This is a genomic window from Streptomyces sp. NPDC004667, from assembly GCF_040609475.1.
Taxonomy (GTDB): Bacteria; Actinomycetota; Actinomycetes; order Streptomycetales; family Streptomycetaceae; genus Streptomyces.
In genome coordinates this window covers 1-25,642 of sequence record NZ_JBEXKC010000050.1, presented here as the reverse complement: position 1 = coordinate 25,642, position 25,642 = coordinate 1, and the positions used below count along the sequence as shown (strand labels likewise).

General features: G+C 72.4%; 24 protein-coding genes. 12 read left to right on the top strand and 12 right to left on the bottom strand.

Going from position 1 to position 25,642, the window contains the following annotated elements:
* Positions 1–49 precede the first annotated feature (49 nt).
* On the bottom strand, positions 50–745 hold the full coding sequence (locus ABZW32_RS25270; protein WP_280919596.1) for a SigE family RNA polymerase sigma factor: 696 nt from the start codon (positions 743–745) through the stop codon (positions 50–52).
* A 173-nt stretch (positions 746–918) separates the two neighbouring features.
* Here ABZW32_RS25270 and afsQ1 point away from each other — a divergent pair, with 173 nt between their 5' ends.
* From afsQ1 to ABZW32_RS25255, 3 genes are read left to right on the top strand one after another with little or no spacing between them, the layout of a single operon-like run.
* A complete protein-coding gene (gene afsQ1, locus ABZW32_RS25265; RefSeq protein ID WP_180291024.1) occupies positions 919–1,596 on the top strand; it encodes a two-component system response regulator AfsQ1 in 678 nt (225 codons plus the stop codon).
* Entirely contained in the window at positions 1,593–3,080 is a 1,488-nt protein-coding gene (locus ABZW32_RS25260) for a HAMP domain-containing sensor histidine kinase (RefSeq protein WP_356219617.1), read from the top strand. Before afsQ1 ends, ABZW32_RS25260 begins: the two co-directional genes overlap by 4 nt.
* Positions 3,064–3,729, top strand: coding sequence for a hypothetical protein (locus tag ABZW32_RS25255; RefSeq protein ID WP_356219614.1), 666 nt, complete (start codon positions 3,064–3,066; stop codon positions 3,727–3,729). The genes ABZW32_RS25260 and ABZW32_RS25255 overlap by 17 nt, the downstream gene beginning before the upstream one ends.
* Before the next feature lie 449 nt (positions 3,730–4,178).
* Here ABZW32_RS25255 and ABZW32_RS25250 read toward each other — a convergent pair whose 3' ends face one another.
* Entirely contained in the window at positions 4,179–4,436 is a 258-nt protein-coding gene (locus ABZW32_RS25250) for a hypothetical protein (RefSeq protein WP_356219611.1), read from the bottom strand.
* Between the two features lie 237 nt (positions 4,437–4,673).
* A complete protein-coding gene (locus ABZW32_RS25245; protein WP_356219608.1) occupies positions 4,674–5,888 on the bottom strand; it encodes a helix-turn-helix transcriptional regulator in 1,215 nt (404 codons plus the stop codon).
* A gap of 157 nt (positions 5,889–6,045) precedes the next feature.
* On the opposite strand from ABZW32_RS25245, the gene ABZW32_RS25240 reads away from it, so the two are divergent.
* Complete coding sequence (locus tag ABZW32_RS25240) at positions 6,046–6,609, top strand: GNAT family N-acetyltransferase (RefSeq protein ID WP_356219606.1); 564 nt, start codon at positions 6,046–6,048, stop codon at positions 6,607–6,609.
* Here the strand turns inward: ABZW32_RS25240 and ABZW32_RS25235 are convergent, their stop codons facing one another.
* The 4 genes from ABZW32_RS25235 to ABZW32_RS25220 form a co-directional block, all read right to left on the bottom strand.
* Complete coding sequence (locus ABZW32_RS25235) at positions 6,610–7,662, bottom strand: NAD-dependent epimerase/dehydratase family protein (protein ID WP_356219603.1); 1,053 nt, start codon at positions 7,660–7,662, stop codon at positions 6,610–6,612. It abuts the gene before it with no gap.
* A gap of 138 nt (positions 7,663–7,800) precedes the next feature.
* Positions 7,801–9,465: a phospho-sugar mutase gene (locus ABZW32_RS25230; protein ID WP_356219600.1), complete on the bottom strand. Its 1,665-nt coding sequence runs from the start codon at positions 9,463–9,465 to the stop codon at positions 7,801–7,803.
* Positions 9,466–9,496: 31 nt separating this feature from the next.
* Positions 9,497–10,303, bottom strand: a complete 807-nt coding sequence (locus ABZW32_RS25225; RefSeq protein WP_356219598.1) for a purine-nucleoside phosphorylase — start codon at positions 10,301–10,303, stop codon at positions 9,497–9,499.
* Positions 10,304–10,453: 150 nt separating this feature from the next.
* A complete protein-coding gene (locus ABZW32_RS25220) occupies positions 10,454–10,891 on the bottom strand; it encodes a gamma-glutamylcyclotransferase (protein ID WP_030231145.1) in 438 nt (145 codons plus the stop codon).
* A 184-nt stretch (positions 10,892–11,075) separates the two neighbouring features.
* On the opposite strand from ABZW32_RS25220, the gene ABZW32_RS25215 reads away from it, so the two are divergent.
* Together ABZW32_RS25215 and ABZW32_RS25210 are read left to right on the top strand one after the other, a co-directional pair.
* Entirely contained in the window at positions 11,076–12,515 is a 1,440-nt protein-coding gene (locus tag ABZW32_RS25215; protein WP_356219594.1) for an NAD(P)H-quinone dehydrogenase, read from the top strand.
* A gap of 188 nt (positions 12,516–12,703) precedes the next feature.
* Positions 12,704–13,678, top strand: coding sequence for a DeoR/GlpR family DNA-binding transcription regulator (locus tag ABZW32_RS25210; RefSeq protein WP_356219592.1), 975 nt, complete (start codon positions 12,704–12,706; stop codon positions 13,676–13,678).
* Positions 13,679–13,823: 145 nt separating this feature from the next.
* Here the strand turns inward: ABZW32_RS25210 and ABZW32_RS25205 are convergent, their stop codons facing one another.
* A complete protein-coding gene (locus ABZW32_RS25205; RefSeq protein WP_356219589.1) occupies positions 13,824–15,587 on the bottom strand; it encodes a biotin carboxylase N-terminal domain-containing protein in 1,764 nt (587 codons plus the stop codon).
* Between the two features lie 377 nt (positions 15,588–15,964).
* On the opposite strand from ABZW32_RS25205, the gene ABZW32_RS25200 reads away from it, so the two are divergent.
* The gene (locus ABZW32_RS25200) at positions 15,965–16,402 is read left to right on the top strand and encodes a hypothetical protein (RefSeq protein ID WP_356219586.1); all 438 of its coding nucleotides are present in this window, start codon (positions 15,965–15,967) and stop codon (positions 16,400–16,402) included.
* Here the strand turns inward: ABZW32_RS25200 and ABZW32_RS25195 are convergent.
* The 4 genes from ABZW32_RS25195 to ABZW32_RS25180 form a co-directional block, all read right to left on the bottom strand.
* Complete coding sequence (locus ABZW32_RS25195) at positions 16,383–17,000, bottom strand: nucleoside triphosphate pyrophosphatase (protein WP_266841361.1); 618 nt, start codon at positions 16,998–17,000, stop codon at positions 16,383–16,385. The two genes, ABZW32_RS25200 and ABZW32_RS25195, sit on opposite strands and share 20 nt — an antisense overlap.
* Positions 17,001–17,038: 38 nt before the next feature.
* Positions 17,039–17,173, bottom strand: a complete 135-nt coding sequence (locus ABZW32_RS25190) for a hypothetical protein (RefSeq protein WP_356219583.1) — start codon at positions 17,171–17,173, stop codon at positions 17,039–17,041.
* Positions 17,174–17,290: 117 nt separating this feature from the next.
* Positions 17,291–17,506 (bottom strand): acyl-CoA carboxylase epsilon subunit, encoded by a 216-nt coding sequence (locus tag ABZW32_RS25185; protein ID WP_356219580.1) that lies wholly within the window; start codon positions 17,504–17,506, stop codon positions 17,291–17,293.
* An 18-nt stretch (positions 17,507–17,524) separates the two neighbouring features.
* Positions 17,525–19,117, bottom strand: coding sequence for an acyl-CoA carboxylase subunit beta (locus ABZW32_RS25180; RefSeq protein ID WP_356219577.1), 1,593 nt, complete (start codon positions 19,115–19,117; stop codon positions 17,525–17,527).
* Between the two features lie 131 nt (positions 19,118–19,248).
* Here ABZW32_RS25180 and ABZW32_RS25175 point away from each other — a divergent pair, with 131 nt between their 5' ends.
* From ABZW32_RS25175 to hutH, 5 genes are all read left to right on the top strand, one after another.
* On the top strand, positions 19,249–20,115 hold the full coding sequence (locus ABZW32_RS25175) for a biotin--[acetyl-CoA-carboxylase] ligase (RefSeq protein ID WP_356219575.1): 867 nt from the start codon (positions 19,249–19,251) through the stop codon (positions 20,113–20,115).
* A 536-nt stretch (positions 20,116–20,651) separates the two neighbouring features.
* A complete protein-coding gene (locus ABZW32_RS25170; protein WP_280919610.1) occupies positions 20,652–21,719 on the top strand; it encodes an adenylate/guanylate cyclase domain-containing protein in 1,068 nt (355 codons plus the stop codon).
* Positions 21,720–21,748: 29 nt separating this feature from the next.
* Complete coding sequence (locus tag ABZW32_RS25165) at positions 21,749–22,552, top strand: enoyl-CoA hydratase-related protein (protein WP_356219683.1); 804 nt, start codon at positions 21,749–21,751, stop codon at positions 22,550–22,552.
* 152 nt (positions 22,553–22,704) lie between these two features.
* Entirely contained in the window at positions 22,705–23,820 is a 1,116-nt protein-coding gene (locus tag ABZW32_RS25160) for a GGDEF domain-containing protein (RefSeq protein ID WP_356219573.1), read from the top strand.
* A gap of 153 nt (positions 23,821–23,973) precedes the next feature.
* On the top strand, positions 23,974–25,515 hold the full coding sequence (gene hutH / locus ABZW32_RS25155; protein WP_356219681.1) for a histidine ammonia-lyase: 1,542 nt from the start codon (positions 23,974–23,976) through the stop codon (positions 25,513–25,515).
* Positions 25,516–25,642 lie beyond the last annotated feature (127 nt).

The following is a 25,642-nucleotide window of genomic DNA, read 5'->3' as shown; positions in this document are numbered from 1 at the left end:
CCGCCCCACCCCCGTAGGACGGACCCCCCGACCGCTTGGTCTTTGAGCGTTACGCGACGAGCTCCCCGAAGGACTCCGCCTCGTCACGCCCGAAGCTCAGCGCCTCGTCGTCCCGCAGCCGACGCAGCGACCGCCAGATGCTCGACTTCACCGTGCCGACGCTGATGCCCAGGATCTCGGCGATCTCCGGGTCGGTGCGGCCCTCGTAGTAGCGCAGCACCAGCATCGTGCGCTGCGGCTCCGGGATCCGGGCCAGCGCCTGCCACAGGACCGCGCGCAGTTCCGTGCCGCGCATCGCGTCCGTGTCGGAGGCCGTCTCCGGCAGTTCCTCGGTCGGGTACTCGTTCAGCTTGCGCCGACGCCAGGCACTGATGTGCAGGTTGGTCATCGTGCGCCGCAGGTAGCCGCCGACGGCCGCCTTGTCGCTGATCCGGTCCCAGGCGCGGTACGTGGAGAACAGCGCGCTCTGCAGCAGGTCCTCCGCCTCGTGGCGGTCGCCGGTGAGGTGGAAGGCCGTCGCGTAGAGCGCGGCCCGCCGCTCCTGGACGTAGGCCGTGAACTCCGCCTCCGAGGTGGAGGACGGGGTGCGCGGTGCGGGAACCGCCTGGTACTGGTTCGCGTCAATGGCTGTGACGTGTGCGGGCCGCGGACGGGCGACCGTGACGTTACGGACACCCGCCCGGCGGTTCACATCGTGCAGCCGCGTGACAACCGCGCTGGTCGTGGTGCTGTGCAGCGTGTTCATCTCGCGCCCCCCGTCGTGGAGTCTGCTTCGGTCCGTGCTTGATGACAGAAGCCTGCCCGCCCGAGATAACCGGGGTGTCCTTCGACTGTCACAGGCCTGTCACAGCCACCCGCGGCCGGATCCGGGACGCCACGACGGTCGAGTCCCGACGGCCGATGGGACAGAATGAGCCCGTGCCTTTCCTGTTGCTGATCGAGGACGACGACGCCATCCGCACGGCCCTCGAACTTTCCCTGTCACGCCAGGGCCACCGTGTGGCCACCGCGGCGACGGGAGAGGACGGCCTGAAACTGCTCCGCGAGCAGCGGCCGGACCTGATCGTGCTGGATGTGATGCTGCCCGGGATCGACGGCTTCGAGGTGTGCCGGCGGATCCGCCGCACCGACCAGCTGCCGATCATCCTGCTCACGGCCCGCAGCGACGACATCGATGTCGTCGTGGGCCTGGAGTCGGGTGCCGACGACTACGTGGTCAAGCCCGTCCAGGGCCGGGTGCTCGACGCCCGGATCCGGGCCGTGCTGCGCCGCGGTGAGCGCGAGGCGAGCGACTCCGCCGTGTTCGGGTCCCTGGTCATCGACCGGGCCGCCATGACGGTGACGAAGAACGGCGAGGACCTCCAGCTGACCCCGACCGAGCTGAGGCTGCTGCTGGAGCTCAGCCGCCGGCCCGGCCAGGCGCTCTCGCGCCAGCAGTTGCTGCGCCTGGTGTGGGAGCACGACTACCTGGGCGACTCGCGTCTCGTCGACGCCTGCGTACAGCGGCTGCGCGCCAAGGTCGAGGAAGTGCCGTCCTCACCCACGCTGATCCGTACCGTCCGGGGTGTCGGCTACCGGCTGGACTCCCCGCAGTGATCAGAGCCCTGTTCGCGGGCCGGCGCTGGACCAGCCTGCGGCTGCGGCTGCTGGTGGTGTTCGCACTGGTCGCGCTGACGGCCGCGGTCTCCGCGTCCGGGATCGCCTACTGGCTCAACCGCGAGGCGGTGCTCACCCGTACCCAGGACGCGGCCCTCGGGGACTTCCGCCAGGAGATGCAGAACCGGGCCGCGGCGCTGCCCGCCGACCCGACCGCGGAGGAGATGCAGCGCACCGCCGATCTGATGGCGGGCAGCAGTCCCGGCTACAGCGTGCTGCTCGTGCACGAACGCAAGGACGGCCGCAAGGTCTTCGGGGCCGCCGGCGCGGACTCCTTCGGGCTGGACGACGTACCGAAGTCGCTCCAGCACGCGGTGAACGACCGGCAGAAGACGACGGCCGCCAACGACGCCGAGTACCACATGTACTGGCAGCGGACGAAGCCGAACGGGAACCCGTACCTCGTCGGCGGCACCCGGATCGTGGGCGGCGGGCCGACGGGCTACATGTACAAGTCCCTCGCCACGGAACGGGCCGACCTCAACGCCCTGGGCTGGTCGTTGACCATCGCGACGGGCCTGGCGCTGCTCGGCTCGGCGCTGCTCGCGCAGGCGGCGGCGCGGACCGTGCTCAAGCCCGTACAGCGGCTCGGGGACGCGGCGCGCCGGCTCGGCGAGGGGGAGCTGGACCACCGGCTGGAGGTGTCGGGCACCGACGAACTCGCCGACCTGGCGCACACCTTCAACAAGACGGCGGAGGCGCTGGAGAAGAAGGTCGCCGACATGAGCGCGCGCGAGGAGGCGAGCCGGCGGTTCGTGGCGGACATGTCGCACGAGATGCGCACGCCGCTGACGGCGCTGACCGCGGTGGCCGAGGTGCTGGAGGAGGAGGTCGAGTACCTCGATCCGATGATCGCGCCGGCGGTGGGGCTGGTCGTGAGCGAGACGCGGCGGCTGAACGACCTGGTGGAGAACCTGATGGAGGTCACCCGCTTCGACGCGGGGACGGCGCGGCTGGTCCTGGACGACGTCAACGTCGCCGACCAGGTGACGGCCTGCATCGACGCCCGCGCCTGGCTGGACGCGGTCGAACTCGACGCCGGGCGCGGGATCGTGGCGCGGCTCGACCCGCGCCGGCTCGACGTGATCCTGGCCAACCTGATCGGCAACGCCCTCAAGCACGGCGGCTCGCCGGTGCGGGTGTCGGTGGCCGTGGAGGGGGAGCAGCTGGTGATCGCGGTCAGGGACAACGGCCCGGGCATCCCCGAGGAGGTGCTTCCGCACGTCTTCGACCGCTTCTACAAGGCGAGCGCGTCCCGGCCGAAGTCGGACGGCAGCGGGCTGGGCCTGTCGATCGCGATGGAGAACGCGCACATCCACGGCGGTGACATCACGGCCGAGAACGGCGCGGACGGCGGGGCCGTCTTCACCCTGCGGCTGCCGATGGACGTGGGGAAGGTGGTCCCGGATGACGTGGACGCGTAGGGGGCCCGCCGCTCTGGGCGGCTTCGTGGCACTGCTGGTGCTGTCCGGCTGCGGGATCCGGGCGACGACGGTGCCGGTGGACGTGGGCGCGGCGCCGTCCCGGGTGTCCTGCGACACCCCGGCGCAGCCGGCCGGCGCGAGCGGGGTGCAGGGCTTCCGGGCCACGGTGGAGCTGGTGTGCGGTTCGCAGCTGGTCGGTGTGGAGCGGGTTGTTCCGGTGCCCGAGAAGCGGTCCGGGCGCGAGCCCGTGGCGCTGGTCGCGCAGGCGCTGCTGGAGGTGCTGGAGAAGCGGCCGGCGGGTGAGGAACGTGACGCGGGCTTCACCTCCGTGGTTCCGGACGGGCTGTCGGTCGCCCCGGCGCGGCAGGGCGACCCGGCGGGGACGCTGAGGCTCAGCCGCAAGCCGGAGGACCTGGAGCCGGTGGCGCTGGCCCAGGTGGTGTGCACGCTGGCGGCGAGCGACGCGGTGTCGGCGGGCCCGGGCCCGGTGGTCCTGGGCGGCCCCGACGCGGACCCGCCGCGCGCGTGGGAGTGCACGGAGGCGGTCCGCTCCCGCCCGGAGTCGGTCCCGACGCTGGGGGAACTGGTACGGCCTTCGGCTTCGCCTTCGGGGTCGCCTTCGGGGTCGGCTGGTTCGGCCGGGTCCTGAGGGGCGACTGCGCACCCGTCTTCCGGGTGCGGGCGGGCGGTGGGGGAGCGGGACCCGGCCGGTCGGCATCGGGGAGGGGCTGGGGGTTTCCCGCCGGTCCATCGTCCTTCCGTGCCGGTCCGGTCCCTCAAGGGCGCTCCCTGCGGTCGCGTCGCTTCGCGATGGCCTTCGGCCACCCTTGACCGACCGGCCCGTCCCGGAACGCCAAAGAACCGGCGGGAAGCCCCCGGAAGGACGGTCACGGGGGACGAGCGGCAGGAGCGGCCGCATCAGCGAACCGGCGGGCCGCCTGCGGCCGGGCGCGGGCCGATACGCCGCCGATCCGGGTCTGGGGACGGCCTCCCCGCATGAAACGGCGACTTGAGCGTCCTGCGGGGCATTCGGGCGCGGCGGATCGCTACGCGCTTCGCTCGGTGTGGCGTCCGGCGGCCGTCCGGGGCCGATCGCGGTCAGTTCTGTGGCCACCGGCGGTTGAGGGTGGCTTCCAGGGTGTCGATGTAGTCGGCGGGCACGATGTTGCTTACCGCGGTGGTGAATTCGAGACCGGACGGGTCGCGGACGTAGGCGAGCCGCACCCATCGGTCCGCTCCGGCATCGGAGACGTTCTCGTTGACCACGGCCATCAGCTCGCCTTCGGTACCGGAAGCGATGTCCCTGACCCGGCGGTGCAGGAGGCGGTGGGGGACGTACTCGTACTGCTCACTCATCGGACGCCCCCTCGAAGGAATCGAGGAACCGCTCCCAGCCGGTACGAGCACGATCGAGGAGTTCCAGGCTGGGCGCCTTGGTTCTCGACTTCGTACCGTCGGGATCGAAGGATCGGATTGCTGTCGTCTCGTGTCGCGTTGTCGCCATGTCGCACCCTCAAGTCGTCTGCCGGACGGTGTGATGTTCTCGTCGGCTGGCGAGGAGCTACAGGGATGCAACGTCCTACTTTTGCGCCCTTAGTCAGTGATGCCCAGGAACTCGGCCAGTTGCCGCAGGCCCGGGGGGCGGTGCGGTCCCTCCCACAGGTCCGACACGATTGCCACGGCCAAGGTGTGATGGCGCAGCCACGCCGGCGCTACCTTGCGCAGTCTTTCCAGTGCTTTCACGGCCCCGGCGGCGTCTCCCATGTCCGTGTGGGCGCGGGCCAGATCCAAGAACAGCCACGTGCGCCAAGAGGGTGGGGTGTCATGGCTGAGCCTTATTCCGCGGGCCAGCGTCAGGGCTTCTTCCGGCCTCTCGTGCTGGACTGCGAGGCGTACTCGTTCAATGCGTACGGATGACCGGCTGAAGACCGAGACCAGCCTGCCGTCGACTGGCGGAGGCAGCGTGGCCAGACGGCTCGCCGCCTTCTCCGCAGTGACCATCATGTCGTTGGCGGTCTCGTAGTCGTCGCTGCGCGCGTACGAGGTCGCTGCGGACATCAACAATCCCCCCCACACGCGGACACCTTCTGAGGTGTTGGTGTGTTCGCGCTCCACAGAATCCGCAGCGTGCACGGCCAGGTTCCTGGCGTCGTCCAGGCGGGCCTGGCGTTGGTAGGCCCAGGCAACGGAGTTCGACAACATCGGGGCCAGTAAGGGGTCCGACGAGTCACCGGCAGCAGCGTAGGCGCGCTCCAGGGCCGACAGTGCGAGGTCCGTCTTTCCCAGCCGGATGGCCAAGTGCCCACCCAACTGCAGAGCCTTGCCGAGGGCTGCCTGCCCGGCTGCTCGCTGGTCGGCGTTGCCGATGGCTGCCAGGAGGCGGGCGTCGGCGATGATGTCGGGCAGCGAATCCATGAGGCGGCCGAAGCCTGCCGAGTGGTAGAGGGCCCATCCGTCCGCCAGCTCGGCCCGTAGGAGGGGAAGCGAGAGCCGCTCAACGCCTCTGGGTTCCACGGGCGGAGCGAACAGGGGCGGCATGATCGCGCGTCGGACTGCAACGAGCGCAGGCGAATCGGCCTCACCGTTCGACGGCACCGCGGGAGGATCGCCCAGCAGGCTCGTGAGCTCGACGCCCAATCCCTTCGACAGGGCGTGCAGCGTGGGCAGTCGAGCACTGTGCTTGCGTTTCTGTTCCAGCTTGCGCACGACGTCCACGGACACGCCGGACCGCTCCGCCAATCCCTCCTGCGTGAGATCGGCGAAACGGCGGAGTCGGCTCAAGCGGTCGCCCAAGTGCTCATTGGCCATAATGCAAAGCTACGCCGTGAGTGAGGCCAGCCGTTGGCAGATGTGGTCGATCGCGGTCGAGGCCACACTCCTCGATCTGATCGGGGGGAAGGCGGAGTGGCGGGAATGAGTTCGAGGTGATCCGTATCCGCATCGCGGCCCGCAAGGTCAGGCTCGGGTGACTGCCGACCAGTCGGTGCGCATCGGCATCGAACAGCTCGACGGCCCGGCTGCGGCGTTGGCCGAGGACGCCTTTCGGTTGGTCTATGCCGAGGCGTTCGCCGGACCGCCCTATGCCGAAACCGAGGTGGACGTGTCGGCTGCCTTCCGGCGTTTTCGGACCTGGACCCGCAAGGGCACCTTCCGGGGGGTCCTGGCGGCGACGGATGGCGGTGAGCCGGTGGGTATGGCGTACGGCTACGTGCTCGGCCCACAGGCGGGTTGGTGGGACCAGCTCACGGAGCCGGTGCCCGAGGACATGCGCCGCGAGGACGGCCGACGGACCTTCGGGCTGATGGAAATGGCCGTCCGTGCCGGCTGGCGACGGCAGGGCGTCGCCAGCCGCCTGCACGAGGCCCTGCTCACTGCTGTCGACGCCGAACGGGTTCTGCTCAACGTCCACCCGGACAGCCGTGAGGCCGTGGCCGCGTACCGCGCATGGGGATATCGCAAGGTGGGCGAGGCGCAACCGTGGCCCGGGGCGCCCCTGTACGACGTGATGCTGCGGGTCGCGAAGGCCTGATCAGCCGTGGACGGTCGGCGGATGCCGGGACGGTGGGTGTCCGAGGGCTGCGAGGATCGCGGACTCCTTGTGTGGGGCGATGCCGTGTTCGGCGGCTCGGGGGTGCTGGACGGGACGCCCGTCGGCCTTCAGCCAGTTCCACGTGTCGTCGATGGTCGTGGTCAACGGGCGACAGGAGAGTCCGGCGGCCACGGCGCGGGACGCGTCCACGGACCACACCCCGGAGGCCGTGCGCCACAACGGCATCTCGGTCCACTGGCGGACTCCGTGTTCCGCCAGCACGGCCGGATCGGCCCAGACGACATGTCCGGCGCCGCCGGTGACGGCGAGGCAATGGGTGAGGAACTCCCCGATGGAGAGCGGGGCCGGATGGGCGAGGTTGAACGCTCCGCCGCCGTCGCGCGCGGCTTGGTCCAGGGCGAACGCGGCCACGTCGCGCACGTCCACGGGCTGGATCGGACGGAGGGAGGGAGCGGCGGCGAGGATCGCCCCGCCGCGCTCGGCCCGCCGCAGCCACCATGGCAGGCGTCCCACGTACTCGCCCGGTCCCAGGATCACCCCGGGACGGAGGATGACGGCCGCGTCGTCGAACGTCCGGCGAACGGCCTTCTCCGCCCCGGCCTTCTGGAACCCGTACTGCGTGGGGGAGCCGTCGGCACCGGTGTGCCCGAACGACTCGTCGGCGTCGGCCGGGGCGTCCAGCAGAGGCGAGTCCTCCGTCAGGGGCTGGTGCGGCCACCCTTGGTAGACGGACACGGTGGAGACGTGCACCCAGCGTCCGGCCGCCGGGCGCAGGGCCTCGGCGGCGGCCAGCACCGTGCGGGGGGACATCTCCCCGGACGACGTGTCGATGACGGCGTCCCACGGACCCGACGCGGCCAGCCGCTTCAGGTCGGTGGCGTCGGTCCGGTCTCCCCGTACCGTCGTGATGCCCTCGGGCACGGCGCCGGAGCGGCCCCGGTTGAACGCCGTCACGTCCCAACCACGGGCGAGCGCGCCCTCGATCACCGCTCTGCCGAGGAACCAGCCGCCACCCAGTACCAGGATTCGCATGCCGGTGACCCTGCCACGCATGCCCATGAGGCGCAGCCGTACACCCGGTGCTTCCTCGGAAGCGGTGAGCCGCCCCGCAACGCCGACGGCCCCCCGGACCGGGGTGGGTTCGGGGGGCCGTGAGGGGGGTGGGGCCTGCTACAGGCCCATCGCCGCCGAGAGGTCCTTCTTGATGGCGTCCAGGATTTCCTGGCCCGTCGTGCGGGCGGTCGTGAGGTCGGAGGCCTCGGCCACCGGGACGACCACCTCCAGGTAGCACTTGAGCTTGGGCTCGGTGCCCGACGGGCGGCAGATCACCCGGGCCTTGTAGGCGCCGTCCAGGTAGTAGCGCAGGCCGTCCGTGGGCGGGAGCTTGTCCGTGCCCCGGTTCAGGTCCTCCGCCGAGACCACGCGCAGGCCCGCCAGGGTGGTCGGGGGTTCCGCGCGCAGGGCGGCCATCGCGTTGGCGATCACCGAGAGGTCCTCCACGCGCACCGACAGCTGGTCGGTGTGGTGCAGGCCGTGGGCCATCGCCAGGTCGTCCAGCAGGTCGGTCAGGGTGCGGCCCTGTTCCTTGAGGACCGAGGCCAGTTCCGCGACGAGGAGGGCGGCGGTGACGCCGTCCTTGTCGCGGACGCCCTCGGGGTCCACGCAGTAGCCGAGCGCCTCCTCGTAGCCGTAGCGCAGGCCCTCGACGCGGGCGATCCACTTGAAGCCCGTCAGGGTCTCCTCGTAGCCGACGCCGGCCGCCTCCGCGATCCGGCCCAGGAGGCTGGAGGAGACGATCGACTCGGCGAAGACGCCCCGGGCGCCCTTGTGGACCAGGTGGGCCGCCAGCAGCGCGCCGACCTCGTCGCCGCGCAGCATGCGCCAGCCGTCGGCGGTGGGGACGGCCACCGCGCAGCGGTCCGCGTCCGGGTCGTTGGCGATGACGATGTCCGGGTTGACCTCGGCGGCCTTCGCGAAGGACAGGTCCATCGCGCCCGGCTCCTCCGGGTTGGGGAAGGCGACCGTCGGGAAGGCCGGGTCCGGTTCCGCCTGCTCGGCGACGAGCACCGGCGTCGGGAAGCCGTGTCGGGCGAAGGCGGCCAGGACCACGTCCTTGCCGACGCCGTGCATGGCCGTGTAGACGGTCCGCACGCCGCGCGGGGACCCGGGGGTCAGCACGGCGTCCGTACGCGCCAGGTAGGCCTCCAGGACCTCGTCGCCGAGGTCCTGCCAGCCGGAGCCGGGGCGGGGGACGGAGTCCAGCGTGGTGACCTCGGCGATCTCCGCCGCGATCTCCGTGTCCGCCGGGGAGACGATCTGCGAGCCGTCGCCGAGGTAGACCTTGTAGCCGTTGTCCCGCGGCGGGTTGTGGCTCGCGGTCACCTCGACGCCGGCGACGGCGCCCAGGTGCCTTATGGCGTACGCGAGGACCGGCGTGGGGAGGGGGCGGGGCAGGACGGCCGCGCGCAGGCCGGCGCCCGTCATGACGGCCGCCGTGTCGCGCGCGAAGTCCGCCGACTTGTAGCGCGCGTCGTAGCCGACGACGACCAGGCCGCCGGCGTGGCCCTGGGCCTTCAGGTAGGCCGCCAGGCCCGCCGCCGCCCGGATGACCACGGCGCGGTTCATCCGCATCGGGCCCGCGCCGAGCTCGCCGCGCAGACCGGCGGTGCCGAACTGCAGCGTGCCGGAGAAACGGTCCGCGAGGTCCGCCGTGTCGCCGGACGCGAGGAGGGCGGAGAGCTCCGCCGCCGTCTCCGGGTCCGGGTCCTCGGCCAGCCAGGCCTGCGCCCGGGTGATCAGGTCGTCCTGTGCCTGTGCCTGTGCCTGTTCCTGCACTGCTTCCGCCTTACCTCTCGTACGTCGTCGATCAGATGCGGGCGAGGACCTGCGTCAGCAGCGTGCCCATGCGGGCGGCCGAGTCGCGGCCGGCCTGGAGGACCTCTTCGTGGTTGAGCGGCTCGCCGGACAGGCCCGCCGCCAGGTTGGTGACCAGGGAGATGCCCAGGACCTCGGCGCCGGCCTCACGGGCGGCGATGGCCTCCAGCACGGTGGACATGCCGACCAGGTCGGCGCCCATCACGCGGATCATGTTGATCTCGGCCGGGGTCTCGTAGTGCGGGCCGGGGAACTGGACGTAGACGCCCTCCTCCAGGCTCGCGTCGATCTCCTTGCACATCGCGCGCAGGCGCGGCGAGTACAGGTCGGTGAGGTCCACGAAGTTCGCGCCGACGATCGGCGAGGTGGCCGTCAGGTTGAGGTGGTCGCTGATCAGGACGGGCTGGCCGGGCTTCATGCCCTCGCGCAGACCGCCGCAGCCGTTGGTCAGGACGATGGTCTTGCAGCCGGCGGCGACGGCGGTGCGGACACCGTGCGCGACGGCGGCGACGCCGCGGCCCTCGTAGTAGTGGGTCCGGCCGAGGAAGAGCAGCGCGCGCTTGTCGCCGATCTTGTACGAGCGGATCTTGCCGCCGTGGCCCTCGACGGCCGGGGCCGGGAAGCCGGGCAGCTCGGTAACGGGGAACTCGGCCTCGGGCGCGCCCAGCGCCTCGGCGGCGGGGGCCCAGCCGGAGCCCATGACGAGGGCGACATCGTGGGAATCGACGCCGGTCAGCTCGCGCAGGCGAGTGGCGGCGGCGTCGGCGGCGGCGAAGGGGTCGATAACAGATGCATTCACGCCGACGAGCGTAGCCGCTTATCGCCTACGCGCGTAGATGGCGCAGCTCACGGTGTTCGGATCGTTGCCTTGTCGTTTCCGCCGAAACGTCCCCGTGGTCCCGGTCCGGCCTCTGCGCAGCCTCGAAGGCCGGTCGGGGAACCGTGGAGGTCAGCAGGGGCGCTTGCGGAGTTCCATCACGTAGTCGTGCGGGGCGCCGGCCGATTCGGCGGCGTCGGCGATCTCGCCCAGGTACCGAGCGGAGGGCAGACCGCCCTCGTAGCCGTTGAGCACGTACACCCAGGCGGCCTCCTCGCCGTCCAGGGTGTGGACCCGGATCCGCATGCGCCGGTAGATGTCCAGACCGACGCCCTCCCAGCGGTCCATGGAGTCCTCGTCCAGCGGGGCGATGTCGTACAGGGCGACGAAGACCTGGTGGCGGGGGGCTTCGACGATCGTGGCGAGGGCGCCCTCCCACCCCATCTGCTCGCCGCCGAAGGTCAGCCGCCAGTCGTTGATCCAGCCCGTGCCGCGCAGCGGCGAATGCGGAGCGCGGCGCGTCATCAGCCGCGGGTCGAGGTTGCCGGCGTACGCGGCGTAGAGCGACATGAGGTCGAGGGTACGGGAGGGGCGGCCCGGCCCGCGTGCCCGGATGGCGCAGCGGGGTCGGGACCGGGGGAGAAGCACCTTGATGAGTGCGGGACAATGGAGCACGGAATGCATCCCCCGGGGAGACCCCCCGGACCGCCGGCCGGGGCGGCAGCCGGCCGGGTAGACGTGAGGCGGACTTTTCGTGACCCGGATCGTGATCATCGGCGGCGGACCCGGCGGGTATGAGGCGGCCCTGGTGGGGGCCCAGCTCGGCGCGGAGGTGACCGTCGTCGACTGCGACGGTCTGGGCGGGGCGTCGGTGCTCACCGACTGCGTGCCCTCGAAGACTCTCATCGCGACCGCCGAGGTCATGACGACCTTCGACTCGTCGTACGAGGAACTGGGCATCGTCGTCGCGGACGACACCCCGCACATCGAGCAGGCCGCGCGCGTCGTCGGCGTGGACCTCGGCAAGGTGAACCGGCGCGTCAAGCGCCTCGCGCTCGCCCAGTCCCACGACATCACCGCGTCCGTGACCCGGGCCGGCGCCCGCGTGCTGCGCGGCCGCGGCAAGCTCGGCGGCCCGCAGGGCATCGACGGGACCCGGGACGTCATCGTCACCGCGGCCGACGGCACGGAGACGATCCTGACCGCCGACGCGGTGCTGATCGCCACCGGCGGCACCCCCCGCGAGATCCCGGACGCGATGCCCGACGGGGAGCGGATCCTGAACTGGACCCAGGTCTACGACCTGGAGGAGCTCCCCGAGGAGCTCATCGTGGTCGGCTCGGGCGTGACCGGCGCCGAGTTCGCCGGCGCGTACCAGGCCCTCGGCTCCCGGGTGACCCTGGTGTCCTCGCGCGACCGCGTCCTGCCGGGTGAGGACCCCGACGCGGCGGCCGTGCTGGAGGACGTCTTCCGGCGCCGCGGCATGAACGTGGTCGGCCGCTCGCGCGCCGAGTCCGTCAAGCGGGTCGGGGACCGGGTCGAGGTCACCCTGTCGGACGGGCGGGTCATCACCGGCACGCACTGCCTGATGGCCGTCGGCGCCATCCCGAACACCCGGAACATGAACCTGGAGGAGTCCGGGGTCCGGCTCAAGGACTCGGGCCACATCTGGACCGACAAGGTCTCGCGCACCTCCTCGCCGGGCGTGTACGCGGCCGGTGACGTGACCGGGGTCTTCGCGCTGGCGTCCGTGGCCGCCATGCAGGGCCGCATCGCGATGTACCACTTCCTCGGCGACGCGGTGACCCCGCTGAACCTGAAGACCGTCTCCTCGAACGTCTTCACCGACCCGGAGATCGCCACCGTCGGCTACACCCAGGCCGACGTGGACGCGGGCAAGATCGACGCCCGCGTGGTGAAGCTGCCGCTGCTGCGCAACCCGCGCGCGAAGATGCAGGGCATCCGGGACGGCTTCGTGAAGATGTTCTGCCGTCCGGGCACCGGCATCGTGGTCGGCGGCGTGGTCGTCTCGCCGCGCGCGAGCGAGCTCATCCACCCGATCTCGATCGCGGTCGACAACAACCTGACGGTCGAGCAGATCGCAAACGCGTTCACCGTGTACCCCTCCCTGTCCGGTTCGATCGCCGAAGTGGCGCGGCAGTTGCACACCCGCAAGGCGGCGGGCGAGGCGTAGGCCTCGGGCAACCGCCCCTGCCCGTACGGGGTTTGGGGCGGTCGTCGAGGTCGGGGGGTGGAGCGGCCCCGGCGGTGCACCCGGCCGTCGGTCCGCGTATACCACCAGTCGACCCACCGTATGGACAACTTCGGTATTCCGGCGCAAAGAGCTGAAAGCAGTCGATCGCTGGGGTTACTGTCAGTTTCGTGTTCGCTGCAGAACGTCGCCAATTGATCCTCGAAATGGTGCGGGCCAACGGAGCGGTATCGCTCCGGGAGCTCGCCCGCGTAGTCCAGACCTCCGAAGTGACCGTGCGCAGGGACGTGCGGGCACTGGAGGCAGAAGGACTCCTCGACCGCCGGCACGGCGGTGCGGTCCTGCCGGGCGGTTTCACGCGGGAGTCCGGCTTTCCGCAAAAGTCCCACCTCGCGACGGCGGAGAAGACCGCCATCGCCGATGTCGCGGCCGGCCTCGTCGAAGAGGGCGAGGCCGTGGTCGTCGGCGCGGGGACGACCACCCAGGAGCTGGCCCGCCGGCTCGCCCGGGTGCCCGGTCTCACCGTCGTCACCAACTCGCTGCTCGTCGCCCAGGCCCTGGCACACGCCAACCGGGTCGAGGTGGTGATGACCGGCGGCACCCTGCGCGGGTCCAACTACGCCCTCGTCGGCAGCGGGGCCGAGCAGTCCCTCCAGGGGCTGCGGGTGTCGCGGGCCTTCCTGTCCGGGAGCGGGCTGACCGCCGAACGGGGGCTGTCCACCTCCAACATGCTCTCCGCGAGCGTGGACCGGGCGCTGGTGCAGGCCGCGGCCGAGGTGGTGGTGCTCGCCGACCACACGAAGCTCGGCACCGACACCATGTTCCAGACCGTGCCGACGGACATCATGACGCGGCTGGTGACGGACGAGCCGCCGCCCCACGACGACCGGGCCGCCACCGAGCTCCAGTCGCTGGCCGACCAGGGCGTGCAGATCACCGTGGCGGGCTCCTCGGCGGCCTCCGGCGGGGGCCACGGCGGAGCCCCGGGTGGGGACGGCATGCAGGGCCGCAGGCCCCGCCGGGAGTCCCCCCTGCCGGTCCAGCGGCGCGGCGGCCCCACCGCCCAGCTGCGCAGCGCTCCCGCCTCGATGCTGGAGCAGCAGGCCGGCGAACGGGCGCGCGTCGCGGACATGCGGCGCCGCTGACCCCGGACCGTTCCGGGACGGTGTCCGTCGGGCGGCTCCCGCCAGGGTGGCCCGCCGCGCACCGCGGGGACGGTCCGGACGACGACGAGGCCCCGCCCGGTCAGCCGGGCGGGGCCTCGTCGTTGCCGCGGTGCGGTCCCGGACGTCAGTCCTTGATCTCGCAGATGGTGGCGCCGGAGGTGAGGGAGGCGCCGACCTCGGCGTTCAGGCCCACGATGGTGCCCGAGCGGTGCGCGTTGAGGGGCTGCTCCATCTTCATGGCCTCCAGGACGACGACGAGGTCGCCCTCGTTGACCTGCTGGCCCTCCTCTACGGCCACCTTGACGATGGTGCCCTGCATCGGGGAGGCCAGGGTGTCGCCCGAGGCGGCCGGGCCGGACTTCTTGGCGGCGCGGCGCTTGGGCTTCGCACCGCCGGCGGCGGCGGTGCGGGCCAGGGTCATGCCCAGCGAGGACGGGAGGGAGACCTCCAGGCGCTTGCCGCCGACCTCGACGACCACGGTCTCGCGGCCCGGCTCGTCCTCGGTGTCCTCGGCCGCCGGTACGACGAAGGCCGGGATCTCGTTGACGAACTCGGTCTCGATCCAGCGGGTGTAGACCGTGAACGGGTTGCCGTCGGCGGGCGCGAAGGCGGGGTCGGCGACGACCGCGCGGTGGAAGGGGATGGCGGTGGCCATGCCCTCGACCTCGAACTCGGCCAGGGCGCGGGCGGCCCGCTGGAGGGCCTGCTCACGGGTGGCGCCGGTGACGATCAGCTTGGCCAGCAGGGAGTCCCAGGCGGGGCCGATGACCGAGCCGGACTCGACGCCGGTGTCCAGGCGGACGCCGGGACCGGTGGGCGGGGCGAACTTGGTGACGGTGCCCGGCGCGGGAAGGAAGCCGCGGCCCGGGTCCTCGCCGTTGATGCGGAACTCGAAGGAGTGGCCGCGCAGGGCGGGGTCGCCGTAGCCGAGCTCCTCGCCGTCGGCGATGCGGAACATCTCGCGGACCAGGTCGATGCCGGAGACCTCTTCGGTGACCGGGTGCTCCACCTGGAGGCGGGTGTTGACCTCCAGGAAGGAGATCAGGCCGTCGGCGGAGACGAGGAACTCGACCGTGCCGGCGCCGACGTAGCCGGCTTCCTTGAGGATGGCCTTGGAGGCGGCGTACAGCTCGGCGTTCTGGGCCTCGCTGAGGAAGGGCGCGGGGGCCTCCTCGACGAGCTTCTGGTGACGCCGCTGCAGGGAGCAGTCGCGGGTGGAGACGACGACCACGTTGCCGTGGCTGTCGGCCAGGCACTGGGTCTCCACGTGGCGCGGCTTGTCGAGGTAGCGCTCGACGAAGCACTCGCCGCGGCCGAAGGCGGCGACGGCCTCGCGGACGGCGGAGTCGTAGAGCTCCGGGATCTCTTCGATGGTGCGGGCGACCTTCAGGCCGCGGCCGCCGCCGCCGAAGGCGGCCTTGATCGCGATCGGCAGGCCGTGTTCCCGCGCGAAGGCGACGACCTCGTCCGACCCGGACACCGGGTCGGGGGTGCCGGCGACCAGCGGGGCGCCGGCGCGCTGGGCGATGTGCCGGGCGGCGACCTTGTCACCGAGGTCGCGGATGGCCTGCGGCGGCGGGCCGATCCAGGTCAGGCCCGCGTCGATGACGGCCTGGGCGAAGTCCGCGTTCTCGGACAGGAAGCCGTATCCGGGGTGGATGGCGTCCGCTCCGGAGTCGGCGGCGGCCTGCAGGACCTTCGCGATGTCGAGGTAGCTGGTGGCCGGGGTGTCACCGCCCAACGCGAAAGCTTCGTCTGCCGCGCGGACGTGCAGGGCGTCCCGGTCCGGATCGGCGTAGACGGCTACGCTCGCGATCCCGGCATCCCGGCAGGCCCGGGCAACGCGGACAGCGATTTCGCCACGGTTGGCGATGAGCACCTTGCGCACGATGGCTCCCTCCTTGAAACAAGCTGAGTTTAGGGACAGCCGACACGGCCTTTCGACCCTTCCCCGGTGGTGAGCTTGCCCACACAGAGCGTGATGCGAGCGTCCCTCCGGCGGGAAAGCCCTTGTGTCGCCCCAGGTCAGGGAGATCCCCGACTGCACAGTAACCCCGTTGCACAGTGCAGGTCTCTGTTCGGCGGGTCAGCGGCCCCCGCTGATTCTTTGTCGAGTCCCTACGAACGGCCTATGCATTCTTTGAGTGAGAGCCGTCACGGAGGGCTCCCGTAACGAAGCCGCCCCGAGCTCTTGTCCGCAGGTTTACTCGTTAGTAGCCTCCAGTGCGTCGAACACACTTGTGGTGTGCGGGGGATGGGGGCGTCGTGCTGCGCAGACTCGTGGCCGGGCTGGGCGCGCTCGCGCTCGTCGCGGAAGCCGCGGTCCTGGTGCTCGTCCACCTCGTGCTCGGGCGGACCACCGCGAACCAGTCGATGTCCATCGCCGGCAGCGATCCGGACCTCATGAGCAAGGCGACCTACGGGCTGGGGGCGGCCATCGGCGCCTTCTTCCTGCTGGGCGCCGTCCTGCTCGCCCTGACGGCCCTGCGGGACCGCGCGCCCGGCCGCTTCGCCCGCGTCGTGCTGATCGCCGCCGCCCTGGCCCACGTCCTGCTTGGCGCCATCGCCGCGGCGCTCGTCGGCTGGGGCGCCTTCACGGCGGCGATGGTGATCCTCTGTCTGCTCGTCCTGGCCCTGACGCTCTACGCCGGGGGCCGGGACGAGCCGTCGGACTTCAAGGGGCTCAGGCCCACAAGTCCGTGATGGACACGTCCAGTTCGCCCAGCAGGGAGCGCAGCAGCGGCATCGACAGGCCGATGACGTTGCCGTGGTCCCCGTCGATGCCGTCGATGAACGGCGCCGACAGCCCGTCCAGGGTGAACGCCCCGGCCACGTGCAGCGGCTCGCCGCTGGCCACGTACGCGGCCACCTCGGCGTCCGTCGGCTCGCCGAAGCGGACCGTCGTCGAAGCGGTGGCCGAAACCTGACGCCCGGTCGTCGTGTCGATCACACAGTGCCCCGTGCGCAGCACCCCGGCGCGTCCGCGCATCGCCTTCCAGCGGGCCGTGGCCTCCGCCGCGTCGGCCGGCTTGCCCAGGGCCTCGCCGTCCAGTTCCAGCACCGAGTCGCAGCCGATCACCAGCGCGCCCGCGGCCTCCGCCAGGCCCGCCACCACGCCCGCCTTGGCCTCGGCCAGGGCCAGGGCCAGACCGGCCGGCTCGTCGTGGCTGAGCGTGTCCTCGTCGAACCCGCTGACGATCACGTGCGGGGCCAGCCCGGCCTGCCGCAGCAGGTTCAGCCGGGCGGGGGAGGCGGAGGCGAGGACGAGCGTGCGCTGTGGCTCTACGGTCATGGGGGCCATCGTAGGGCGGACGCGGCCCCGGCCGGCGGGCCGTCCCCCTAGAAGGGGGCGATGCCGAGCACGTACACCCCGACGGCCATCGCGAGGGCGAGCACGACGAGCAGCCGCCGGAGCATCGCCTGGGCGTCGCGCATGTCCTTCGGCGGCTCGTTCTTCGGGTCTGACCAGAGCATGCTCCGATCCTTGCCCCGGGACGCCGGTGGCGCCTGAGTACTCGTACTCAGGCGCCACCGTCCGTTCGCGCCATCTTCCGGGCGCCGGGTCCGCCGGGTCTCCCGCGGCCGGTTCCGTCAGTGCTGGCCGGGCCAGTACGTACGGCCCCACGCGCGGGGACCGGGCTGCGGCAGCCGGTGCCGTGCCACCCGGCGCGGAGCGGCCCACTCGTCCGGGACCCGGGGCGCGCCCGACGGGGCCGAGGCCAGCGCCGCCGCGCGCGCTCGGACCACCGCCAGTGCGGCGGCCAGCTCCTCGGGGGTCGGGTTGCCCTTGACGACCTTGATCATCACTGTGAGCTCCTCGGGGGCCTAGAGGGGGATGTTGCCGTGCTTCTTCGGGGGCAGGGACTCCCGCTTGGTCCGCAGCTGGCGCAGCCCCTTGACCACGTGGGCGCGGGTCTCGGACGGCATGACCACCGCGTCGACGTAACCGCGCTCGGCGGCCGTGTACGGGTTGAGCAGCGCGTCCTCGTACTCGCCGATCAGGCGGGCGCGCACCTCCTCGACCTCATTCTCCCCCGCTTCGGCGATCGTGCGCCGGTGCAGGATGTTCACCGCGCCCTGCGCGCCCATGACGGCGATCTGCGCGGTGGGCCAGGCCAGGTTCAGGTCGGCGCCCAGGTGCTTGGAGCCCATGACGTCGTAGGCGCCGCCGAAGGCCTTGCGGGTGATGACGGTGATCAGGGGGACGGTGGCCTCGGCGTAGGCGTAGATCAGCTTCGCGCCGCGCCGGATGATTCCGTTGTACTCCTGGTCGGTGCCCGGCAGGAAGCCCGGGACGTCGACGAACGTCAGCACCGGCACGTTGAAGGCGTCGCAGGTCCGCACGAACCGCGCCGCCTTCTCGGAGGCGTTGATGTCCAGGCAGCCGGCGAACTGCATCGGCTGGTTGGCGACGATGCCCACCGGGTGGCCCTCGACGCGGCCGAAGCCGGTGAGGATGTTCGGGGCGAACAGCGACTGCGTCTCCAGGAACTCGCCGTCGTCCAGCACGTGCTCGATCACGGTGTGCATGTCGTACGGCTGGTTCGCGCTGTCGGGGATCAGCGTGTCGAGTTCGAGGTCGGAGTCCGAGACCTCGGTGTCCGCCTCCTCCGGGAAGGAGGGCGGCTCGGAGAGGTTGTTCGACGGCAGGTAAGCCAGCAGGGACTTGACGTACTCGATGGCGTCCTTCTCGTCGCCCGCCATGTGGTGCGCCACGCCCGAGGTGGAGTTGTGGGTGCGCGCACCGCCCAGCTCCTCGAAGCCGACGTCCTCGCCGGTGACCGTCTTGATGACGTCCGGGCCGGTGATGAACATGTGCGAGGTCTGGTCGACCATGACGGTGAAGTCGGTGATCGCCGGGGAGTACACGGCACCGCCGGCGCAGGGGCCGACGATCAGGCTGATCTGCGGGATCACGCCGGACGCGTGCACGTTGCGGCGGAAGATCTCGCCGTACATGCCGAGCGCGCTGACGCCCTCCTGGATGCGGGCGCCGCCGGAGTCGTTGATGCCGACGAGGGGGCAGCCGGTCTTCAGCGCGAAGTCCATGACCTTCATGATCTTCTGGCCGTAGACCTCGCCGAGGGCTCCGCCGAAGACGGTGAAGTCCTGCGAGAACACCGCCACCGGGCGGCCGTCCACCGTGCCGTAGCCGGTGACGACGCCGTCGCCGTAGGGGCGGGTCTTCTCCAGGCCGAAGTTGGTGGAGCGGTGCCGGGCGAACTCGTCCAGCTCTACGAAGGACCCCTCGTCCAACAGCAGCGCGACACGCTCACGTGCCGTCAGCTTGCCCTTGGCGTGCTGCTTCTCGACGGCCCGCGCGGAACCGGCGTGGGTGGCTTCCTCGACGCGGCGCCGCAGGTCCGCGAGCTTGCCCGCGGTTGTGTGCATGTCGATCGGCTCTGAGGGTTGGGACATCGGGGTCGCGGCTCCCTGTGTGGTGTCAACTGCCTGGTCAATTGATTGACTGCTGCTGGCTACTGGTGCGTAGCGTATCGGCGGGCATGGCGCTCGGCAGTGCGGCGTTTGACACACCTAATGTGGCTTGCATGACGCCATCAGATGCAGCAGCCGGACCCTCCGCGGGACGCTGGTCGAGCCTGGACCGGCCTCCCCTCAACGCCGCCGCCCTGCGCCGGGCCCTCGTCGTCGAGGGCGGCCTGTGGACCTCCCTGGAGGTGGTCCCCGCCACCGGCTCCACCAACACCGACCTCGCCGCGAGGGCCGCGGACCTGTCGGAGGGGGCCGTGCTGGTCGCCGAGGAGCAGACCGCCGGGCGGGGCCGCCTGGACCGCAGCTGGACGGCTCCGGCGCGCTCGGGGCTGTTCTTCTCCGTCCTGCTCAAGCCGGGGGAGGGGGTGCCGCAGGAGCGGTGGGGGTGGCTGACCCTGCTGGCCGGGGTGGCCGCCGCGCAGGGCCTGTCCCGGGCGGCGGGCGTGGACACCTCCCTGAAATGGCCCAACGACCTGCTGGTCACGGTGGACGGGGAGGAGCGCAAGGCCGCCGGGATCCTCGCGGAGCGGGTCGCGGACGGGGTCGTGGTCGGCATCGGGCTCAACGTCACGCTGACCGAGGACGAGCTGCCGGTGCCGGCGGCGGGGTCGCTGCTGCTGGCGAAGGCGGCGGTGACGGACCGGGAGCCGCTGCTCAAGGCGGTGCTGCGGATGCTGGAGGAGTGGTACGGGCGCTGGCGCGAGGCCGGCGGGGACCCGGCCGAGAGCGGCCTCCAGGAGGCGTACGCGGCGAGCTGCGCGACCCTGGGCCGGCACGTGCGCGCGGAGCTGCCCGGCGGGCGCTCCCTCACCGGAACGGCCGAAGCGGTGGACGCGGACGGGCGGCTGGTGATCCGGACGCCGGAGGAGGAGCGGGAGGCGGTGGGCGCGGGCGACGTGGTCCACCTGCGCTCCGTGCGCTGACGCTGCCGCTGCGGGGCGGGCGGGACGAGGGCTCCGCCCCCCCCGGGACCCCGCTCCGGGGCGGGGTGCTTCCGGGGGCTCCGCCCCGGTCCCCCGCGCCTCGAACGCCGGCGGGCTGGATTTCGGCCACCCCGCGTGCAGCCCGGCCGCAGCTCCCGGCCCGTACCGCACCCGCAGCCCGCACGGGGTTCCCGAGCCGAAGGGGCGCGCCGGGGGAACAGCCCGTGCGCGCGGAGCAAACCGGGAGGAACGAGCGGTTTGTGAGCACGGACGGGCTGTGAGTCCGGCATCCAGCGCCCCGGAGGCGAAGGAACCCCAAAATGGAAGGGGAGTGAGCTACGGCACACCTGCCGTATGGTTTAGGCGATCCCGGTCCCGCGGTGATCACCCGGTTTCGCAGTGCGCACGGAATGGACAGGAGGCGGCCCTTGACCGTCGACGACCCTACGTCCAGCGCGTCCGGGTCCGGTCCGGGCCCGGGGACCGGCTCCGGCTCGGGGCCCGGGACGCCGATCGGGCGCGACCAGCACACCCCGATGCACGAGGTGGACCACACCGCCCAGCCCACGGCCGACCCGCTCGCGATCCGGCTGGAGCAGCTGATCCTGGGCGCCGAGCGGCGCTACACGCCCTTCCAGGCCGCCCGCAGCGCCGGGGTGTCGATGGAGCTGGCCTCGCGGTTCTGGCGGGCCATGGGCTTCGCCGACATCGGGCAGGCGCGGGCGCTGACGGAGGCCGACGTGCTGGCGCTGCGCCGCCTGGCCGGTCTCGTGGAGGCGGGGCTGCTCAGCGAGCCGATGGCCGTGCAGGTGGCCCGGTCCACCGGGCAGACCACCGCCCGGTTGGCGGAGTGGCAGATCGATTCCTTCCTGGAGGGCCTGACGGAGCCGCCCGAGCCCGGCATGACCCGTACGGAGGTCACGTACCCGCTGGTCGAGCTGCTGCTGCCGGAGCTGGAGGAGTTCCTCGTCTACGTGTGGCGCCGCCAGCTCGCGGCGGCCACCGGCCGGGTCGTGCAGGTCGCGGACGACGAGGAGATGGTCGACCGCAGGCTCGCGGTGGGCTTCGCCGACCTGGTGGGCTTCACCCGGCTGACGCGCCGGCTGGAGGAGGAGGAGCTCGGCGAGCTCGTCGAGGCCTTCGAGACCACGGCCGCGGACCTGGTGGCGGCGCACGGCGGCCGGCTCATCAAGACGCTCGGCGACGAGGTGCTGTACTGCGCCGACGACTCGGCGACGGCGGCGGAGATCGCGCTGCGGCTGATCGAGACGATGGAGGCCGATCCGCAGATGCCGGAGCTGCGGGTCGGGATCGCCTTCGGGACCGTGACGACCCGGATGGGCGACGTGTTCGGGACGACCGTGAACCTCGCCTCGCGCCTGACCTCCATAGCCCCGAAGGACGCCGTGCTGGTGGACGGGGCGATGGCCGAGGAGCTGAGCCGGACCGGAGCCGCGCCGAAGTCGGAGAAGGGCGCCGAGGCCGAGGAGGGCGGCGGCTCGTACCGTTTCGCGCTCCAGCCGATGTGGCAGCGGCCGGTCCGCGGTCTGGGTGTCGTGGAGCCCTGGTCGCTGACGCGCAGGACGCCTAAGATCCCCGGGTAACGTTCGTTAACCGGGAGGGTGGCGTGGCTGTGGACGAGGTCCGGTACGGGGAGTTCGTCGCGGTGCGGCGCCATGGTGACGGCGGGGCCGTCGCCGAGCTGGTGCTGGACCGGCCCAAGGCGATGAACGCCGTTTCCACGGAGATGGCGCGGTCCATCGGGGCGGCCTGCGCGGCGCTCGCCGCCGACGCCTCGGTACGGGTGGTCGTGCTCTCCTCCACCCATGAGCGGGCCTTCTGCGTGGGCGCGGACCTCAAGGAGCGCAACTCCTTCTCGGACGCCGAGCTGGTGCGCCAGCGGCCGACCACCCGGGGGGCCTACGGCGGCGTGCTGGAACTGCCGATGCCGACCGTCGCCGCGGTGCACGGCTTCGCGCTGGGCGGCGGCTTCGAGCTGGCGCTGGCCTGCGACGTGATCGTGGCCGACGAGACGGCGGTGGTCGGCCTGCCCGAGGTCTCGGTCGGCGTGATCCCGGGCGGCGGCGGTACGCAGCTGCTGCCCCGGCGGGTCGGGGCGGCCCGGGCGGCCGAGCTGATCTTCACGGCCCGGCGGGTGGAGGCCGCGGAGGCGCTCTCCCTGGGCCTGGTGGACTCGCTGGCCCCGGCGGGCGAGGACCGTGCGCGGGCCCTGGAGCTGGCGGCGGCGATGGCGGCGAACTCCCCCGTCGGGCTGCGCGCGGCCAAGCGGGCGCTGCGGCTGGGCCACGGGATGGACCTGGCGGCAGGGCTGGAGATCGAGGACGCGGCCTGGCGCACGGTGGCCTTCTCCGGGGACCGGGCCGAGGGCGTGGCGGCGTTCAACGAGAAGCGCAAGCCGAACTGGCCGGGGGAGTAGGGCGGCCCACGGGCAGCGCCCGCGGGCAGCGCCCACCGGCAGCGCCCACCGAAGATGCCCGGCCGCCGGCCGCCGTCACGCGGTGTGATCGTAGGATCGCAGAAATGCGCGCCAACTGTCACTAAATCAGACAAACCCCCTAACCTGGGGCGATGGGAGTTGACGGGCGGCTTCGGGCCGTCGTGGGCCTCGCGCAGGCCATGGCGGCCGCCTGCGCGCCGCGGGACAGCGTCCGGGCCGCAGCCCGGGGCGCACGGGTGGCGATGGACGGGTCGTTCGCCGCCATCTCCGCCTGGGAGCGCGAGCGGGGACGGCTGCGGGTGCTCGTCAACGAGGGAGAACGGCGGGCCGGGGAGGAGGAGTTCCCCGAGGACGAGTCCTATCCCGTGCACGACTTCCCTGAGATCACCGAGTTCCTGCACGAACGCTGGGCCGGCGGGGGCGGGCCGCACGCCTGGGTCGAGAGCGCGGTCGGCGACCGGCCGGGCCGCCGCGGGGAGGCCCTGCGCCGGCGCGGGCGCGGCAGCTGCGTGGTCGCGCCGATCGTGCTCAGCGGGCGGGCCTGGGGCGAGCTGTACGTCGCCCGGGACGAGGGGCTGCCCGACTTCGACGACGACGACGCCGAGTTCGCGGCGGTCCTCGCAGCGGTGGTCGCGGCCGGACTCGCCCAGAACGAACGGCTGGAGGAGGCGCGCCGACTGGCCTTCACCGACCCGCTGACCGGCCTCGCGAACCGGCGGGCCGTCGACATGCGGCTCGACGAGGCCCTGGAGGAACACCGGCGGGCCGCGGCGGTGGTGAGCCTGGTCGTCTGCGACCTCAACGGCCTCAAAAAGGTCAACGACACCCTCGGGCACGCCATGGGCGACCGGCTGCTGGAACGGTTCGGCTCGGTGCTGAGCCTGTGCGGGGCCATGCTGGCGGGCACGCTCGTGGCCCGGCTGGGCGGCGACGAGTTCTGTCTGGTCAGCGTGGGGCCCTCGGCCGACGAGGTGGTCCGGGTGACCGAGGAGGTGTGTGCGCGCGCCGCCGAACTGGAGCTGGGCGAGGGGGTGGCCTGCGGGGTCGCCTCGACCGGGGACCCGATCGGGCCGGTCAGGTCCTCGCGCAGGCTCTTCCGGCTGGCCGACGCCGCCCAGTACAAGGCGAAGGCCGCGCGGTCGGCGCGGCCGGTGGTGGCGGGCCGGGACACCGCCGTGGTGCGGCTCGCCGACGCCGCCGCACGCGAGGCCCCGGGCGAGCGGCGCCGCTTCCGCGGGCGGCAGTGAGGGGCGCGGGGAGGGATCGCGGCGCGGTCGGGGCGCGGTGGTGGCGAGGTCGCGGCGGGGTCGTGGCGGGTAAGGGGCGCCGGGTGAGCGCGATCGTGACAATTTCCCCTAGTGACATGAAGCGATTCAATCCGTAGGGTGCTGAATATGGATATGCACACTGTCGTGGTGGGAACCTCCGGGACCACCGCCGAGGACGTCATCGCAGTCGCCCGAGGCAACGCGCGGATCGAGCTGTCCGGCGAGGCCCTGGACGCCCTCGCCCGCGCTCGGGAGATCGTCGACGCGCTCGCCGCCAAGCCCGAACCCGTCTACGGGGTCTCCACCGGGTTCGGCGCCCTCGCCTCCCGGCACATCAGCCCCGAGCTGCGCGCGCAGCTCCAGCGCAACATCGTCCGCTCGCACGCCGCCGGCATGGGCCCGCGCGTCGAGCGGGAGGTCGTGCGCGCCCTGATGTTCCTGCGCCTGAAGACGGTGGCCTCCGGGCACACCGGGGTGCGCCCCTCCGTCGCCCAGACCATGGCCGACGTGCTCAACGCCGGGATCACCCCCGTCGTCCACGAGTACGGCTCCCTCGGCTGCTCCGGCGACCTGGCACCCCTCTCGCACTGCGCGCTCGCGCTGATGGGTGAGGGCGACGCCGAGGGCCCCGACGGCACCGTCCGCCCCGCCGGCGAACTGCTCGCCGAGCACGGCATCGAGCCCGTCGAGCTGCGGGAGAAGGAGGGCCTCGCCCTCCTCAACGGCACCGACGGCATGCTCGGCATGCTGGTCATGGCCCTCGCCGACCTCGACCGGCTCTACAAGTCCGCCGACATCACCGCCGCCCTCACCCTGGAGGCCCTGCTCGGCACCGAGAAGGTGCTCCAGCCCGAGCTGCACGCCATCCGCCCGCACCCCGGCCAGGGCGCCTCCGCCGCCAACATGGCCGCCGTGCTCAAGGGCTCCGGTCTCACCGGGCACTTCCAGGAGGAGTCCGCCCCGCGCGTCCAGGACGCCTACTCCGTGCGCTGCGCCCCCCAGGTCGCCGGCGCGGGCCGCGACACCATGGCGCACGCCGCCCTGGTCGCCTCCCGCGAACTGGCCTCCGCCGTCGACAACCCGGTGGTGCTGCCCGACGGCCGCGTGGAGTCCAACGGCAACTTCCACGGCGCGCCCGTCGCCTACGTGCTGGACTTCCTGGCCATCGCCGCCGCCGACCTCGGCTCCATCGCCGAGCGGCGCACCGACCGCCTCCTCGACAAGAACCGCAGCCACGGCCTGCCGCCGTTCCTGGCGGACGACGCCGGCGTGGACTCCGGCCTGATGATCGCCCAGTACACGCAGGCCGCCCTGGTCAGCGAGATGAAGCGGCTGGCCGTTCCGGCCTCCGCCGACTCGATCCCCTCCTCCGCCATGCAGGAGGACCACGTCTCCATGGGGTGGTCGGCCGCGCGCAAGCTGCGCACCGCGATCGACAACCTGACCCGGATCATCGCCATCGAGCTCTACGCGGCCACCCGGGCCATCGAGCTGCGCCACGGCCTCACCCCGGCGCCGGCCAGCCGGGCCGCGATCGCCGCGGCGCGGGAGGCGGGCGTGGAGGGTCCTGGGCCGGATCGTTTCCTCGCCCCCGACCTGGCCGCCGCCGACGCCTTCGTGCGCGCGGGCGGTCTCGTGGCGGCCGTGGAGCCGGTGACGGGCCCGCTGGCCTGATCCGGCGGTCCACCGCCGCAGTCGTACGAGGGCCGCGCCCCCGGGGGCGGGGCCCCGGGGGGGGGGCCCGGGGGGGGGGGGGGGGGCGCCCCGCGCCCCACCGCCCCCGCGCGGGGGGGCGGCGTGG

Excerpts from the sequence above, each read along its gene's own strand:
- hutH (WP_356219681.1), top strand. The coding sequence starts at position 23,974 with ATGCACACTGTCGTGGTGGGAACCTCCGGGACCACCGCCGAGGACGTC.
- ABZW32_RS25255 (WP_356219614.1), top strand. The coding sequence starts at position 3,064 with ATGACGTGGACGCGTAGGGGGCCCGCCGCTCTGGGCGGCTTCGTGGCA.
- ABZW32_RS25250 (WP_356219611.1), bottom strand. The coding sequence starts at position 4,436 with ATGAGTGAGCAGTACGAGTACGTCCCCCACCGCCTCCTGCACCGCCGG.
- ABZW32_RS25160 (WP_356219573.1), top strand. The coding sequence starts at position 22,705 with ATGGGAGTTGACGGGCGGCTTCGGGCCGTCGTGGGCCTCGCGCAGGCC.
- ABZW32_RS25270 (WP_280919596.1), bottom strand. The coding sequence starts at position 745 with ATGAACACGCTGCACAGCACCACGACCAGCGCGGTTGTCACGCGGCTG.
- ABZW32_RS25180 (WP_356219577.1), bottom strand. The coding sequence starts at position 19,117 with ATGTCCCAACCCTCAGAGCCGATCGACATGCACACAACCGCGGGCAAG.
- ABZW32_RS25220 (WP_030231145.1), bottom strand. The coding sequence starts at position 10,891 with ATGTCGCTCTACGCCGCGTACGCCGGCAACCTCGACCCGCGGCTGATG.
- ABZW32_RS25190 (WP_356219583.1), bottom strand. The coding sequence starts at position 17,173 with ATGCTCTGGTCAGACCCGAAGAACGAGCCGCCGAAGGACATGCGCGAC.
- ABZW32_RS25195 (WP_266841361.1), bottom strand. The coding sequence starts at position 17,000 with ATGGCCCCCATGACCGTAGAGCCACAGCGCACGCTCGTCCTCGCCTCC.
- ABZW32_RS25175 (WP_356219575.1), top strand. The coding sequence starts at position 19,249 with ATGACGCCATCAGATGCAGCAGCCGGACCCTCCGCGGGACGCTGGTCG.
- ABZW32_RS25235 (WP_356219603.1), bottom strand. The coding sequence starts at position 7,662 with ATGCGAATCCTGGTACTGGGTGGCGGCTGGTTCCTCGGCAGAGCGGTG.
- ABZW32_RS25245 (WP_356219608.1), bottom strand. The coding sequence starts at position 5,888 with ATGGCCAATGAGCACTTGGGCGACCGCTTGAGCCGACTCCGCCGTTTC.
- ABZW32_RS25170 (WP_280919610.1), top strand. The coding sequence starts at position 20,652 with ATGCACGAGGTGGACCACACCGCCCAGCCCACGGCCGACCCGCTCGCG.